Here is a 13,681-nt window from a genome sequence, read left to right on the forward strand (position 1 = left end):
GCAGGACCCTTCCTAGAGCAGCTTGCGCAGGCTGAGCCGCACCGTCCGGCCCATGGGATCCATGTAGTCCTCGGCATAGGCGGGCGGCGTGAGGCCCTTGTCGTTGCGGACCTCCTGTTTCTCGTCGAACAGGTTGTCGACCGCCAGCGTCACCCGCGAGCCCTTCAGCCATTCGCAGCGCTGCACCCACTCCCTGCGCTGCCCGAGGTCGGCGAAGCCCGACAGGCTGAGGGTCGGAATGTCGGAGAAGAACAGATCATCGCCGCGCAGGCCGCCGTCGACCCAGGTGGACGAGCGCCAGGCGCCGCGCAGGCCGCCGCCGAAGCCGTCCTTGGACAGGTTGGCCTGGAGGTTGACCTCGTGGCGCGGCGTGCCGCCCCGGCGTCCCAGCGAGGCGCCGTCCAGAAGGTCCAGGGCGGCCATGCCGTCGCGGATCACCACCTCGTCGCGCAGCCGCCACAAGTGGTTCAGCGAGACGTTGAAGAACCCCTGCCCCGGCGGTCCGCCCGACCGCATCATGAAGCCTGGACCGCTGATCTGCATGCCGCCGCCGCCCGGCCGGCCGCCGGCGGCCGGCGGCGGACCGCCCCAACGCAGGTTGTAGTTCATGCCCCAGCGCAGTTCCTCGCGGTCGGCATGGGCGAAGTTCACCGGCCGGGTGTCGACCGAGGTCAGCCGCCCCAGTTCGTTGCGGGTGAAGCGGCTGGGGAAAGCCGCCTCCAGCTCCGGCGAGACGGCCGGGAAGCTGGCGATCTGGTCCTCGACGCGGCTGGCTGTGTAGTTGCCCCACAGCGACAGCTCGCGCTTCTCGAACGGTCGGTAGTTGAAGCCCAGCTTGACGACCTGGCGGCTGTCGGGCGCCAGGTTGGGATTGCCGCCCTCGATGCGGGTGACGTTGACCGTCTCGTTGGTGGCGAAGTCGTACATCGACACGTTGGGCGTCAGCTGCACCGGGTCGTTGACCTGCTGGGGCGAAGGCTCGCCCTCCTCGGTGCTGTAGTTCAGCGACAGGCTCATGCGCCTGATCGGCGACCACGAGACGCCGCCGCCCACCGTCATCAGGCCGCCGATGTCGGAGAACTGCTCGTACAGCGCGTTGCCGTTCACCGACACCCCGCCCAGGAAGCCCAGCACCCCGTCGCGTTCGGCGATGGGGGCGTCGGCGCTGGCCTGCAGCGTGGCTCGGTCGCGGGTCAGGGCGCGCCGGGTGAAGACGTTCGAGCGCACGCTCTCGGACTCCACCTTGCGGCTGTCGACCCCGCCCTTGAACGTGGCGCGCAGGCGGCCGGCGGGCAGCTGCGTCACCGTGCCGTTCATGGTCAGCTCGGCCTTGGCGTTGGTGGTGATGGAGTCGGCGGTGTCCTGGGCGTTGTAGCGCAGCAGGTTGCGGGGGATCGGGCCGAACGGATTGACCTCGGGGTCGCTGGCCGCCACCGCCGCGCGATAGGCCGTGGTGTCGAGCCCCCTTCCCGTGCGCGTGGCGCTGTCGGTCAGGTCGACATTGCCGGCGAAGGTCCAGCGCCAGCCGGCCATCATGCCCAGCGCCGTCATGGCCGCCTCGAACTTGTCGGTGTCGGTCTTGCGGCGCAGGCCGTCGGGCACGTCGAGATAGCGATAGAGCGGAACGTCCCTGGCGAAGGGCGAATAGGGACTGTCGGCCCTCAGCACCAGGTCCACGCCCGTCAGGCCGTGATAGCTGACGCGGCTGGTGCTCTCGACATTGCCGCTGAAGGTCGTGGTGACGTTGCCCAGCGCGCCCAGCATCAGGTTGCGGGTGTAGGCGCCCTGGATCGCGCCCTCCTCGCCCCTCGCCAGCAGGGTGCGCGAGGCGGTCAGGTCGTCGCTGGCCGCCCGTCCGGCGCCGGCGACGAAGTCGGCCAGGCCCGGCGCGCCGCCCGCGGCCAAGGCCGGCACGGCCGCCACGCTCACCACCGAACCGGCCAAAGCCGAAAGGGCCGGATCGAGCTCGCCCCCGGTCTCCAGGCCGATATTGCCCTGGATGTCGTAGGGCTTGCTGCTGGTGCGCTCGATGTCGCGCTCGGCCTCGTACAGGGGCGTCTCGCGGCGATAGCGGACGTTGACGGTCCAGCGCGCGTCGGCGTCGACCTTGAAGAGATTGCCCTTCTGCTCGTTGAAGGTGCGGCCGCCCTCGGTGGCGAAGCGGAACTCGTCCTCCAGGTTCAGCGACCGGAAGTCCTTCTTCAGGACCAGGTTCACCACCCGCTGGTCGGCGCGGTAGCCATAGGCCAGGGCCGCCTCTTCGCGCAGGATGTCCATGCGCTGGATCGCCTCGGGCGGCAGGCCGGCGATCTCCTGGAAGCCCGAAATCCGCTGGCCGTTGACCAGGGTCACCGGACCCTCGCCGCCGCGTCCGCGCGAGGTGACGGTCAGCGGCTCCAGCAGGGTCATCAGTTCGGCGATGCTGCCCGCGCCGTAGGCCTTGATGGCCGCCTCGTCGAGCGAGATCTCGGGTTCGACCGGACCTTCGGTCTTGCCGCGCGGCGTCGACTGCACGGTCACGCCTTCGACGGCGTCCTCGGCGGCGACGACGGGGATGAGCGCGGGCTTGGCCTCTTCGGCCCTGGATTCGGGGGCCCTGGCTTCGGGGGGCCTGGCCTCGGGGGCCTTGGCGTCTGGGGCCTTGACCTCGGGGGGCTTGGCCTCCGACGGCGGCGCCGTCCCCACGACCATGGCCGCGACCATACCCTGCAGAAGCACGCCACCCAGCGCCATCGCCATGCCCCCTACCCTACGCCCCGACGCTATGCCGCCGGTTATCCCACAACCTGGACCACGGTTGCGGATATTGACCGGATAGCGGCGTTTTCGCCATCACGGAAATTAAAGCATCGTAAGGTGGGAAACCGGTTACTGCGGCGAGACAGGGCCAGGCCTTTCGAAACCCGGCCGCCGGGTTCAGTCCTCGCCCTTGTCCGCGGCCTTCTGCGCCAGCTTGGCCAGCACCCGGCCCCGGCCCTTCGACAGCGCCGTGATCACCCCGCGGAAGGTGCGAACCTCCTGGTCGGTCAGGCGGGCGCGGGCCAGCGGGACGCGCAGGTTGCGCACCATCGACGGCTTCTTTTCGGGCGGATGATAGAAGCCGGCCTTGTCGAGCTCGTTCTCGAGGTGCTCGTAAAGGCCCATCATCGCAGCCTGGTCGGCCGGTCCCTCGACGTTCAGCTCGAATTTCTTCCAGGGACGATCATCGACCGTCATCTTCCATTCGTAGGCGTTGATCGACACGGCCTGGGCCAGGTTGAGCGAGCGGAAGCGCTCGTCGATCGGGATCGAGACGATAGCCTGGCACAGCGCGATGTCGTCGGTCTCCAGCCCCGCGCGCTCGCCGCCGAACAGCAGGCCCACCTTGCGGCCCTGCTCGACTTCCTGCGCCAGGTGGCCGGCGGATTCGCGCGGGGTGTAGACCGGCAGGCGGGTTTCACGCGGCCGGGCCGTGGTGGCGTAGACCAGGTGCAGGTCGGCGATCGCCTCGGCCAGGGTGTCGAACACCTTGGCGTCGTCCAGCGGCCAGCTGGCGCCCGAGGCGCTGGCCCAGGCCCGCTCCTGGGGCCAGCCGTCGCGCGGATTGACCAGCCGCAGTTCGTAGAGGCCGAAATTGGCCATGACCCGGGCGACCGAGCCGATGTTTTCGGCCAGTTGCGGGGCGTTGAGGATCACGCAGGGAGGCGTGCGGACGATTTCGGAGTTCGTTTCGGCGGTCATGGGCGTCCCTTTGCCGTCCAGCCATACTTTGACGCAAGTCCGAACCGTCGTCTGGCGCGTTTAGCCTCCGCTCACGCTTGGAGGCCCCATGCATCGCCGCGCCCTGCTCGCCGCCCTCGCCGCGCCCGTCCTGCCGGCGGCCCTGGCCGCCTGCCGCGAGCCGCCGCTGGCCGGTCAGGAGGATCCGACCTTCGACCACGAGGCGATGAGCCACAAGCTGGCCGCCATCGCCGAACGCGCCCGCCCCGGCGACCTGGGAGTGGCGGTGCAGGACCTGACCACCGCCCAGCGCGCGGCCGTGGCCGGCGAACAGCTCTTTCCGCTGGCCGGGATCTGGACCGCGCCGCTGGGCGCCGCGGTGCTGGCCGAGGTCGAAGCCAAGGCCCTGTCGCTGCGCGAGACGATCACCGTCGAGGACGTCGACCTGTCGCCCCCGCCCAGCGGCGTCGCCGACGCCTGGCCGGGCCGACGGCGCTGGACGGTGGAGGAGCTGCTGAAACAGGCCGTCGCCGCCGGCGACAACACCGCCGCCGACGTGCTGATGAGGCGGATCGGCGGTCCCGGCGCGGTCACCGCCTGGCTGGACCTCAAGAAGGTCGAGAACCTGCGGGTCGACCGCTACGCCCGACAGCTGTTGCCCGAGCAGACGGGCACGGCCTCGTTCAGGGCCGACTGGCGCGGCCAGGCCTGGCGCAAGGCGGTGCTGGCCACGCCCGAGGCGACGCGGCGATCGGCCTGGCGCGACTACCTCGCCGACACCCGGGACCAGACGACGCCCCTGGCCGCCGTGCGCTTTCTCGAAGCCCTGAACCAGGGCGAACTGACCAGCCAGGAGGACCGCCGCCGGCTGCTGCGGATGATGGAAGCCGCCGCCGGAGACCGCCTGCGGCCCGCCCTGCCCGCCGGCGCGCGCCTGGCCGCCGTGACCTCGGCCACGCCGTGGGATCTTGGCCTGGCGGCGGCCGACAACACCCTGGCCATGGTGCGCCTGAAGGACGGCCGGCGCTTCGCGCTGGCGATCTTCCTCAAGGCCTCTCCGCTCGAGGAGGCCGACCGCGACGACCTGGTGCTGGAGGTCATGCGCCTGGTGCTGCAGGCCGCCGAGAAGGCGGGGCGGTAGAGCCTCGACCCTGCCTCCTGCCACAAGGGCGGGAAACACGGGCAGAGGCATGCGCCTCAGTGCGACGACGACAGCTTCATCAGCACGAGGCCGCTGACGATCAGCACGGCGGCGACCACGCGCGTGACGCTGAGCTGCTCGCCCAGCACCGCGACGCCGACCACGAAGGCGCCGACCGCGCCGATGCCGGTCCAGATGGTGTAGGCCGTGCCCAGCGGCAGCGACTTCATCGACAGCGACAGCAGGCCGAAGCTGGCGAACATGAAGATGAGCGTGGCGATGCTGGGCCAGGGCTTCGTGAAGCCTTCCGAGGCCTTCATGAAGAAGGCCCAGACCACTTCCAGCAAGCCAGCGATGATGAGGAATATCCAAGCCATGACGGCGTCCCCTTGCAAGAACGCCGGGCCGTCCCGGACTTAAACCCGCCTGAAACGACGGTGGAGGACGTGGCCTCGCTCGGTTGTGGCCGGGGAGATAGTCGCTAACGCCTCAGCCTTCAAGCCTGGACGGCGCCTCGCGCAGGGCGGCCCGATGCCGCACGGAGGCCAGGGCCTGGACCAGCAGGCCCGGATTGAGCGGCTTGGCCACGTGCAGGTCGGCCCCCGCGGCGTGGGCGGCGGCGACATGCTCGTCCATGGCGTTGGCGGTCAGCATGATCACCAGGATCGGGTCGGCATCGGCGGCCGCCTCGCGGGCGCGCAGCTCCCGGGTGGCGGTCAGGCCGTCCATCACCGGCATCTGCATGTCCATCAGCACCGCGTCGAACGGCTGGGCCTGCAGCGCCCGCAGCGCCGCCTCGCCGTCCTCGACCATGGTCAGGTCGACGCCGAACGGCTCCAGCACGATCTCGACCACCTTGCGGTTGCCCGGATGGTCCTCGGCCACCAGCACCCGCAGCCCCTCCAGCGAGACCGGCCCCTCGTCGTCCTCATGGTCGTGGTCGAGGCTCTCGGTCGACGGCTGCAGCGGCAGGTCGACGATGAAGGTCGCCCCGCGCCCGACCACGGCCCGCGCGTCGATCGCCCCGCCCATCATCTCGGCCAGGGCCGCGCAGATCGATAAGCCCAGCCCCGTGCCGCCGAACTGCCGCGTGATCGACTGGTCGGCTTGGACGAAGCGCTTGAACAATCGCTCGCGCACCGCATCGTCGAAGCCGACGCCGGTGTCGCTGATGCTGAAGCGGATCACCTCGCCCACCTTCTCGACCGACAGGTCGACGCCGCCGACGCTGGTGAACTTGACCGCGTTGCCCAGCAGGTTCGACAGGATCTGGCTGATGCGGCCCGCATCGCCGTCGTAGCGGCCGACGGCGTCCGGCGCGACCGACCACGAGAAGGCCAGCCCCTTGGCCTCGGCCGAGGCCCGATGCAGTTCGGCCATGCCGCCGACCAGGCTTTCCAGGTCGAAGGGCGCGAAGGTCAGCTGGAACTCGCCGGCCTCGATCTTGGAGACGTCGAGGATGTCGCCCAGCACCTGCTCCAGCAGGCGGCCAGACGAGGCGACAAGGGCGGCCAGCTCGCGCCGGCGGGCCGGGTCGCTCTCTTCGGCCAGGCGGTCGCCGACGGCGATCACCCCATTCAGCGGCGTGCGCAGTTCGTGGCTCATGTTGGCCAGGAACACCGACTTGGCCTGGTTGGCCTTCTCCAGTTCGCGCGTGCGCTCGGCGACCCGCACCTCGAGCGAGCGCAGCAGGTCCTCGTGCACCTCGCGCTGCTTGCGCAAGGCCCGGGCCAGGGCGCCGATCTCGTCGCCGCGGGCCTCGATGCGGGCCGCGGTCGCGCCGTCGTCGTCGCGGTGGGCCTCGGCCAGGCCGCGCAGGGGCGCGACCACCTCGCGGGCCATCAGGCGATAGAGCAGCACGAGCTGGGCGATCACCCCCACCACGCCGAACAGCAGCACCCAGGACGCGGTCTTCACCGCGTTCCAGACGATCTGGTCCGAACGGAAGGTCATCAGGAAGTACCAGTCGGGCTCCTTCATCCGGCCGTAGGCCACGACGCGGTCGCCGCTGCGGTCGCGCAGGGCCCCGACGTCGCCGCCGTGCTCGCGGATCTGGGCGACGAGGTCGGCCACCCGCTCGCGCGACTGCACGCGGGCCAGCTGGGCGGCGTCGACCACGCCGTCGGCGGCCAGGCCCGGCGCGGCGATCAGCTCGCCGTCCGACGAGACGATCATGTTCTGCCCGCCGGGCAGGGCGTCGCCCACGGCCCGCAGCAGGAACGAGTCGAGCGACAGGCTGGTGCCCCAGGCCCCGACATGCCGCTCGCCGATGTCGAACGGGGTGACGCAGGCCGCGTTCAGCCCGCGCCCGCTGGGATTGGAGATCAGCTTGCGCAGCTTGGTGCACTTCATCACCCGCTGCGGATTGTTGGCCGGCAGGGTGAGCTGGGTCATCTCCTCCTTGGCGATGTCCAGGCTCGGCGGCGCGTCCTGGCGATAGTAGAGCAGCCGGTCCTTGCGCTTGGGACCGAACATCACCAGCCGGGTCTGCGGCGTGAAGAAGTAGAAGTTGTCGTAGTGGCCGATCTCGGTCTCGCCGGCGTTGGCGACCACCTCCATGGCCGCCACCATCAGGGCCTTGTCCTCGCGGGTCAGCTCCCGGGCCTGCGGCACGAACCCGCCGATGCCGTAGACATAATGGTTGCCGGTGCGGCCGCCGTCATAGAGGCGCGAGGCGGTGCGGCGGGTGCCGTCGCCGTGTTCGGGAAACAGCAGGTCGAACTGCCCGTCGATGTCGGGCTCGATCTCACGCAGGCGGCGCATCAGGGCCAGGCTGGCGGCGTCGTGCACCTTGACCAGGTCCGAGAACAGCCGGTCCTCGGTCTTGACCCGTTCGCCCACATACTCGGCCAGGTGCCGCATCTGCGTCTCGGCGGCGCTCTGCTGCACGAAGTAGAAGGTCACGGCCGTCACGAGGCCTGTCACCGCGATCGACAGCAGTGTGGCGACGGCCAGCAGGCGACGGGCCAGGGGCGACATCACGTCCGTATGGCGCCACAAGGTGTTCAAGCCCGCTCCCCACTCCACGCCCCCTCGCGAGGCGTCCGGCACAGCCACAACCCATTAGGGCGCGGCGCGGTCCATGTCGCCTGCGGTGGAATGCCGCGCTCGGACCCTCTCCGCCGCACCACGCAGCCTTTCCCCAGCGGCCGCAACAGTCTATAGGGCTCGCCGTCCGCGCCACGTTTCGGCCCTGTGCGCCGAGCGTCAGAGCGCGCCACCGCGAGAGGAAGACCCCGCAATGGCCAAGATCAAAGTCGCCAATCCCGTCGTCGACATGGACGGCGACGAAATGACCCGGATCATCTGGAAGCTCATCAAGGATAAGCTGATCTTCCCGTATCTGGACCTGGAACTGGACTACTACGACCTGTCGGTCGAGAACCGCGACGCCACCAACGATCAGGTGACGATCGACGCCGCCGAGGCCACCAAGAAGCACGGCGTGGCCGTGAAGTGCGCCACCATCACGCCGGACGAAGCCCGCGTGACCGAGTTCAACCTCAAGAAGATGTGGAAGTCGCCGAACGGCACGATCCGCAACATCCTGGGCGGCGTGATCTTCCGCGAGCCGATCATCTGCCAGAACGTGCCGCGCCTGGTGCCGGGCTGGACCCAGCCGATCATCGTCGGCCGTCACGCCTTCGGCGACCAGTACCGCGCCACCGACTTCAAGATGCCGGGCAAGGGCACCCTGTCGATCAAGTTCGTCGGCGAAGACGGCGAAGTCATCGAGCACGAAGTCTACAAGGCTCCGGGCGCCGGCGTGGCCATGGCCATGTACAACCTCGACGACTCGATCCGCGAGTTCGCCCACGCCTCGTTCGCCTACGGCCTGAACCGCAAGTACCCGGTCTACCTGTCGACCAAGAACACGATCCTCAAGGCCTATGACGGCCGCTTCAAGGATCTGTTCCAGGAAGTCTACGACGAGCACTACGCCGAGCAGTTCAAGGCGCTGGGCATCCACTACGAACACCGCCTGATCGACGACATGGTCGCCTCGGCGCTGAAGTGGTCGGGCGGCTACGTCTGGGCCTGCAAGAACTACGACGGCGACGTACAGTCGGACATCGTGGCCCAAGGCTTCGGCTCGCTGGGCCTGATGACCTCGGTGCTGATGACGCCGGACGGCAAGACCGTGGAAGCCGAAGCCGCCCACGGCACGGTGACCCGTCACTACCGCCAGCACCAGAAGGGCGAGTCGACCTCGACCAACTCGATCGCCTCGATCTTCGCCTGGACCCGTGGCCTGGCCCACCGCGCCAAGCTCGACGACAACGCCGAACTGGCCAAGTTCGCCGCCACCCTGGAAAAGGTCTGCATCGACACCGTCGAAAGCGGCTTCATGACCAAGGACCTGGCCCTGCTCGTCGGCGACAAGCAAGGCTGGCTGACCACCGAAGGCTTCCTCGACAAGATCGACGAGAACCTGCAGAAGGCCATGGCCGCCTAAGCGGTCCGGACTTCCGGTAAGGACGAAGGCCCTCCCTCGCGGGAGGGCCTTTTTCTTTGGAACATTGAAGACGTTAAGCGGCGCGTCAGCATTGAGGCGCCGCGCGCCACGATGCTGACGCGCCGCCCTCGCATCCTGGACGACGCGCCGCAGCCTCGGCGCCCGTGACGGACGCCCGATGCCACGACCGCTGATCGACCCGCCGCAACGCCGCCGCACCTCGCGCGCGACGAAGCTGGCGGCCGGCCTGTTCAGCGTCGGGGCGCACGTGGCCGTGCTGGCGGCGGTGATGCTGGCCCAGGGCGAGCCGCGCCCGCCCGAACCCGAACCGTTCGCGGTCGACCTCGTCGAGCCGCCGCCCCCGCCGCCTCCGCCGCCGGAACCCAAGCCGCCCGCGCCGGAGCCCAAGCCCGAGTCCAAGCCGGCCCGGCCGCCCTCGCCCGCCCCGCCCAAGCCTGATCCCAAGCCGCCCAAGCGCACCGCCCGCCCGGCCGTGCGCCCGCCCGAGGTCGAGCCCCTGCCCGCCACGCCCGCCGACACCACGATGATGGCCGCCGAGCTGGGCGAGGCCGAGCTCGCCGGCGCCACCACGGTCGGCACGGGATCGGGGAACGGTTCGGGCGACGGCGCCAGCTGCGACATGGTCCGGCGGCTGCAGGCGGCCCTGCGGCGCAACCCTCGCGTCCGCACCGCCCTGGCCTCGGCCCACGGCGAAGCCGCCGCCTCGGGCAAGGCGGTGCTGGTCTGGAACGGCAAGTGGCTGCAGAGCCCCGGTCAGGTCGGCCGCGGGCTGGCGGGCGTTCGCGAGGCGATCATCATGGAGGTCGGTTTCGCGCCGGCCGCCTGCCGCACCGACCAGATGCGCGGCCTGGTCGTCGTCAGCCTCGCCGACGGCCCCGGCGCCCCTCGCCTGGCCCTGGGCGACGCCTCCTGGCGCTGGTCGGACCTGCTGTTCGCCCCGGGAACGCGGCCGCCCTCTAGGGGATGACGACCTCGCCATCCTCCTTGGTGAAGCTGGACGGGCGCTGCTCCAGCAAGTCGAGCACGGCTTCGGAGGGCCGGCACAGCGCCACGCCCCTGGGCGTGACCACGATGGGCCGGTTGACCAGGATCGGATGGGCGGTCATGGCCTCGAGGATCCGCTCGTCGGACACGTCGGCGGCCAGCAGGCCCAGCGCCTGCGCCGGCGTTCCCTTCTCGCGGATCAGATCATGCAGCGACAGGCCGGCGCGCGCCGACAGGTCGACAAGCTGCTCCCGCGTCCAGCCGACGTTCAGATACTCGACGACCCGGGGTGCGTAACCGGCCGCCTCGACCATGGCCACCACGTTGCGCGAGGTTCCGCAGGCGGGGTTGTGGAAGATGGTGATCGGAAAGTCGCTCATGACGCAGGCTCCGGTTTCAGCAGCCACCCGAACACCGCCGCCGCAAGCAGCGCGCCGACGATCTGGGCCAGGATGAACGCCGGCGCGCCGGCGGGCGCGATGCCGGCGAAGGTGTCGGTCATGGTCCGGGCCAGCGTCACGGCGGGATTGGCGAACGCGGTCGACGCGGTGAACCAGTAGGCGGCGGTGATGTAGAGGCCGACGGCCACGGGCGTGCTCCTGGACTCGAACCGCGAGGTCCCCAGCACGGTCGCCAGCAGGCCGAACGTCGCCACCAGTTCCGAAAGCGCCAGATCCAGACCGACCCGCGCCTTGGTCGAGACCTCCAGCAGCGCCTCGCCGAACATGGCGTGCGCGATCCAGACGCCCAGCACCGCGCCCGCGACCTGCGCCACCGGGTAGAGCGCCGCGTCCAGCCACGACAGCCGGCGCTGTGACGCCGCCACCAGGGTCACGACCGGATTGAAATGCGCACCCGAGATCGGGCCGAACACGCCGATCAGCACCACCAGGGCCGCGCCTGTGGCCAGGGTGTTGGCCAACAGGGCCAGGGCGAGGTTCCCGCCCGCCAGCCGCTCGCCCATGATCCCCGAGCCGACCACCACCGCCAGCAGCAGGGCCGACCCCAGCCCCTCGGCGACGAGACGGCGGCGCAGGTCGAAGGGGCTCATGGTCAGGCCGGCGATTTGGGCGCGCACGCCGGCCCGCAGGCCTCGACCCGCGCCAGCACCGCGTTCAGCGGCGAGCAGATCTCCGGCGCGCCGTCGCAGCAGTCTTCCATCAGGAAGCCCAGGAGCCCGCTCATCGCGCCGTAGTCGGCCGAATAGATGATCGAGCGCCCCTCCCGCCGCGATGTGACGAGGCCGGCATGGGCCAGGATGCTGAGATTGGCCGACAGGCTGTTGGGCAGCACGTCCAGCGCCCGCGCCACATCGCCCGCGGCGACGCCCTGCGGACCGGCCTTCACCAGCAGACGAAAGATCGCCAGGCGCCCCTCGTGACCGAGCGCCGAGAGCATGTTGACAGCGGACTTCGATTCCATATTTCCATTATTCTCGAAATATGAGTCTTTGCAATCCTCTTCCGGAGACGCCCGTGACCCAGTTCCCCGCCCTGGACGCCCCGTTCCTCGCCAGGATCGATCAGGCCCGCCTGGAGCCGTCCGAGGGGGCGTCGCATCCGCCGCGCATCCTGCTGCTGTACGGATCGCTGCGCGATCGCTCGTTCAGCCGACTGCTGGTCGAGGAGGCCGCGCGCATCCTCCAGGCCCTGGGCTGCGAGACCCGCATCTTCGACCCGCGCGGACTGCCGCTGCCCGACGCCGAAGGGCCCGACCATCCCAAGGTCCGGGAACTGCGCGCCCTGTCGGAATGGTCGGAGGGCCAGGTCTGGTGCAGTCCCGAGCGGCACGGCGCGATCACGGGCGTGATCAAGTCGCAGATCGACTGGATTCCGCTGGAGATCGGCAGCGTGCGTCCCACCCAGGGCAAGACCCTGGCGGTCATGCAGGTCAGCGGCGGCTCGCAGTCGTTCAACGCGGTCAACACCCTGCGCCTGCTGGGCCGCTGGATGCGGATGATCACCATCCCCAACCAGTCGTCGGTGGCCATGGCCTACAGGGAGTTCGACGAGAACGACCGCATGAAGCCGTCCGGCTACTACGACCGGGTCGTGGACGTGATGGAGGAACTGGTCAAGTTCACCCTGCTGACCCGTGACCGCGCCGACTACCTCGTCGACCGCTACAGCGAGCGCAAGGCCGGCGGGCGGATCGCCGAGCACGCGGCGCTGGCCGCCGAGGCCATGCGCCACGAGACGGCCTGACGGCTAGCGCCGCGCCGGCGGGGCGTCGATGACGATCAGTCCCGTCGCGGCGGCCTTCTCGGCCTCAGCGGGTTTCCAGTCGCCCCAGGCCCTGCCCGAACGCCCCTGCTCCCGGCCCAGGTCGAACAGCCGGCGCATGGCGGCGTCGCTGAAGTCCAGGCTGTTGGCCTCGGCCTCGTCGGGCACCGCGGCGACGCGGAAGGCCAGGCCGTTGCGCTGGGCGAAGGCGGCGTTGGCGGCCAGGTGGGCGCGGGTCGAGGCCTTGCTGCCGCTGTCGTAGCTGCGCTTGAGGATCGCCGTCAGCTTGCCGGCGGTGACCGCGTCGCGCCGGCCCAGCTGGCCGTTGACCAGCACGTAGATCGAGCCGCCGTTCACGGCGCCGGCGGGACGGCTCCACAGGACCAGGCTTTCCGGCACGGCCAGGAACGGCGTGTTGACCCCGCCGTCGACGTGCATCTCCTGGATGATCCGGCCATCCTTGGCGCGGCCGGCGATCAGCACCGGGGGAAAGACGCCGGGAATGCTGGCCGAGGCCGTCAGCACGTCCTTGAACAGCTTCAGCCCCTGCTCCCCGCCCTGCTTGGCGATCAGGCCCATGTCCCAGATCACCGTCTCTTCGCTGTCGAGGTTGGTCGTCGCCACTAGCAGTCGCCGGCCCTTGTCGTGCTCGGCGGCGATGGCCGCCAGCAGTTGCGGCGTCACGGCCTTGTCGACCAGCTTGCGCAGGGCCGAGCTGCTGTAGAGGCTGGGCGAGGCGAAGGTCGCCAGTTGCCGCCACGCCAGGATGTCCTTGGCTCCGCCGTCGGAATAGGCGGCCGCCAGCTGCGGATCCCAGGAAGGGCCGAGGAAGGCGAACGGCGCGGCCAGGGCGCCGGTGCTCACTCCCGTGACGATGCGGAAGTCGGGCCGCCGGCCGCTCTGGGTCCATCCCACCAGCACGCCCGCGCCATAGGCCCCGTTGGCCCCGCCGCCTGAGAGCGCGAGGATCGCCGTCGGCCCCTGGCCCTGCTCGCCCATGATCTGGCGTTCGAGCTGCCGCACGGGGGCGGCGTCGCTGGCGACGATGCGCGGATCGGCCGTCGGGATCACCGCGCCGGGCGCCACCCGGACCACCCCTTCGGGCGGCCTGGCCATCGTTCCACACCCTGCCAGCAACAAGGCGGCGCTCAGGGCCGC

Annotated in this window: 12 protein-coding genes; 4 read left to right on the forward strand and 8 right to left on the reverse strand. The window is 70.2% G+C overall.

Translation table 11 applies throughout. The features are described from left to right. Positions 1-12: 12 nt before the first annotated feature. Both G5B46_RS04835 and G5B46_RS04840 read right to left on the reverse strand, forming a co-directional pair. Positions 13-2,739, reverse strand: coding sequence for a TonB-dependent receptor plug domain-containing protein (locus G5B46_RS04835; RefSeq protein WP_240903348.1), 2,727 nt, complete (start codon positions 2,737-2,739; stop codon positions 13-15). A gap of 177 nt (positions 2,740-2,916) precedes the next feature. Further along, the gene (locus G5B46_RS04840; RefSeq protein WP_165256659.1) at positions 2,917-3,720 is read right to left on the reverse strand and encodes an RNA methyltransferase; all 804 of its coding nucleotides are present in this window, start codon (positions 3,718-3,720) and stop codon (positions 2,917-2,919) included. An 88-nt stretch (positions 3,721-3,808) separates the two neighbouring features. Between G5B46_RS04840 and G5B46_RS04845 the strand changes: the two genes are divergently transcribed. Further along, on the forward strand, positions 3,809-4,840 hold the full coding sequence (locus G5B46_RS04845) for a serine hydrolase (RefSeq protein WP_165256661.1): 1,032 nt from the start codon (positions 3,809-3,811) through the stop codon (positions 4,838-4,840). A gap of 56 nt (positions 4,841-4,896) precedes the next feature. Here G5B46_RS04845 and G5B46_RS04850 read toward each other — a convergent pair whose 3' ends face one another. Both G5B46_RS04850 and G5B46_RS04855 read right to left on the reverse strand, forming a co-directional pair. Continuing rightward, positions 4,897-5,217 carry a multidrug efflux SMR transporter gene (locus G5B46_RS04850; RefSeq protein WP_165256663.1) on the reverse strand — a complete coding sequence of 107 codons (321 nt, stop codon included), beginning with the start codon at positions 5,215-5,217 and terminating at the stop codon, positions 4,897-4,899. Positions 5,218-5,329: 112 nt separating this feature from the next. Continuing rightward, positions 5,330-7,819: an ATP-binding protein gene (locus G5B46_RS04855; RefSeq protein ID WP_165257537.1), complete on the reverse strand. Its 2,490-nt coding sequence runs from the start codon at positions 7,817-7,819 to the stop codon at positions 5,330-5,332. A 262-nt stretch (positions 7,820-8,081) separates the two neighbouring features. Here G5B46_RS04855 and G5B46_RS04860 point away from each other — a divergent pair, with 262 nt between their 5' ends. Together G5B46_RS04860 and G5B46_RS04865 are read left to right on the forward strand one after the other, a co-directional pair. Then, on the forward strand, positions 8,082-9,296 hold the full coding sequence (locus G5B46_RS04860; RefSeq protein ID WP_165256665.1) for an NADP-dependent isocitrate dehydrogenase: 1,215 nt from the start codon (positions 8,082-8,084) through the stop codon (positions 9,294-9,296). Between the two features lie 178 nt (positions 9,297-9,474). Next, the gene (locus tag G5B46_RS04865; RefSeq protein ID WP_165256667.1) at positions 9,475-10,284 is read left to right on the forward strand and encodes a hypothetical protein; all 810 of its coding nucleotides are present in this window, start codon (positions 9,475-9,477) and stop codon (positions 10,282-10,284) included. On the opposite strand, the gene arsC is transcribed toward G5B46_RS04865, so the two are convergent. From arsC to G5B46_RS04880, 3 genes are read right to left on the reverse strand one after another with little or no spacing between them, the layout of a single operon-like run. After that, positions 10,274-10,681, reverse strand: coding sequence for an arsenate reductase (glutaredoxin) (arsC, locus tag G5B46_RS04870; protein WP_165256669.1), 408 nt, complete (start codon positions 10,679-10,681; stop codon positions 10,274-10,276). The genes G5B46_RS04865 and arsC overlap by 11 nt on opposite strands. Then, positions 10,678-11,352 (reverse strand): MIP/aquaporin family protein, encoded by a 675-nt coding sequence (locus G5B46_RS04875; protein ID WP_165257539.1) that lies wholly within the window; start codon positions 11,350-11,352, stop codon positions 10,678-10,680. Before G5B46_RS04875 ends, arsC begins: the two co-directional genes overlap by 4 nt. A gap of 2 nt (positions 11,353-11,354) precedes the next feature. Continuing rightward, a complete protein-coding gene (locus tag G5B46_RS04880) occupies positions 11,355-11,723 on the reverse strand; it encodes a helix-turn-helix transcriptional regulator (RefSeq protein WP_165256671.1) in 369 nt (122 codons plus the stop codon). 53 nt (positions 11,724-11,776) lie between these two features. Between G5B46_RS04880 and arsH the strand changes: the two genes are divergently transcribed. Next, on the forward strand, positions 11,777-12,505 hold the full coding sequence (arsH, locus tag G5B46_RS04885) for an arsenical resistance protein ArsH (RefSeq protein ID WP_165256673.1): 729 nt from the start codon (positions 11,777-11,779) through the stop codon (positions 12,503-12,505). 3 nt (positions 12,506-12,508) lie between these two features. On the opposite strand, the gene G5B46_RS04890 is transcribed toward arsH, so the two are convergent. Then, positions 12,509-13,639, reverse strand: a complete 1,131-nt coding sequence (locus G5B46_RS04890; protein WP_165256675.1) for a patatin-like phospholipase family protein — start codon at positions 13,637-13,639, stop codon at positions 12,509-12,511. Between the last annotated feature and the right edge of the window lie 42 nt (positions 13,640-13,681).

The organism is Caulobacter sp. 602-2 (assembly GCF_011043625.1).
Classification (GTDB): Bacteria; Pseudomonadota; Alphaproteobacteria; order Caulobacterales; family Caulobacteraceae; genus Caulobacter.

Bases quoted from the DNA above. Each gene is read 5' to 3' on its own strand.
- G5B46_RS04835 (WP_240903348.1), bottom strand. From the start codon at position 2,739: ATGGCGATGGCGCTGGGTGGCGTGCTTCTGCAGGGTATGGTCGCGGCC.
- G5B46_RS04840 (WP_165256659.1), bottom strand. From the start codon at position 3,720: ATGACCGCCGAAACGAACTCCGAAATCGTCCGCACGCCTCCCTGCGTG.
- G5B46_RS04880 (WP_165256671.1), bottom strand. From the start codon at position 11,723: ATGGAATCGAAGTCCGCTGTCAACATGCTCTCGGCGCTCGGTCACGAG.
- G5B46_RS04845 (WP_165256661.1), top strand. From the start codon at position 3,809: ATGCATCGCCGCGCCCTGCTCGCCGCCCTCGCCGCGCCCGTCCTGCCG.
- arsC (WP_165256669.1), bottom strand. From the start codon at position 10,681: ATGAGCGACTTTCCGATCACCATCTTCCACAACCCCGCCTGCGGAACC.
- G5B46_RS04855 (WP_165257537.1), bottom strand. From the start codon at position 7,819: ATGTCGCCCCTGGCCCGTCGCCTGCTGGCCGTCGCCACACTGCTGTCG.
- G5B46_RS04890 (WP_165256675.1), bottom strand. From the start codon at position 13,639: ATGGCCAGGCCGCCCGAAGGGGTGGTCCGGGTGGCGCCCGGCGCGGTG.
- G5B46_RS04875 (WP_165257539.1), bottom strand. From the start codon at position 11,352: ATGAGCCCCTTCGACCTGCGCCGCCGTCTCGTCGCCGAGGGGCTGGGG.
- G5B46_RS04865 (WP_165256667.1), top strand. From the start codon at position 9,475: ATGCCACGACCGCTGATCGACCCGCCGCAACGCCGCCGCACCTCGCGC.
- G5B46_RS04860 (WP_165256665.1), top strand. From the start codon at position 8,082: ATGGCCAAGATCAAAGTCGCCAATCCCGTCGTCGACATGGACGGCGAC.
- G5B46_RS04850 (WP_165256663.1), bottom strand. From the start codon at position 5,217: ATGGCTTGGATATTCCTCATCATCGCTGGCTTGCTGGAAGTGGTCTGG.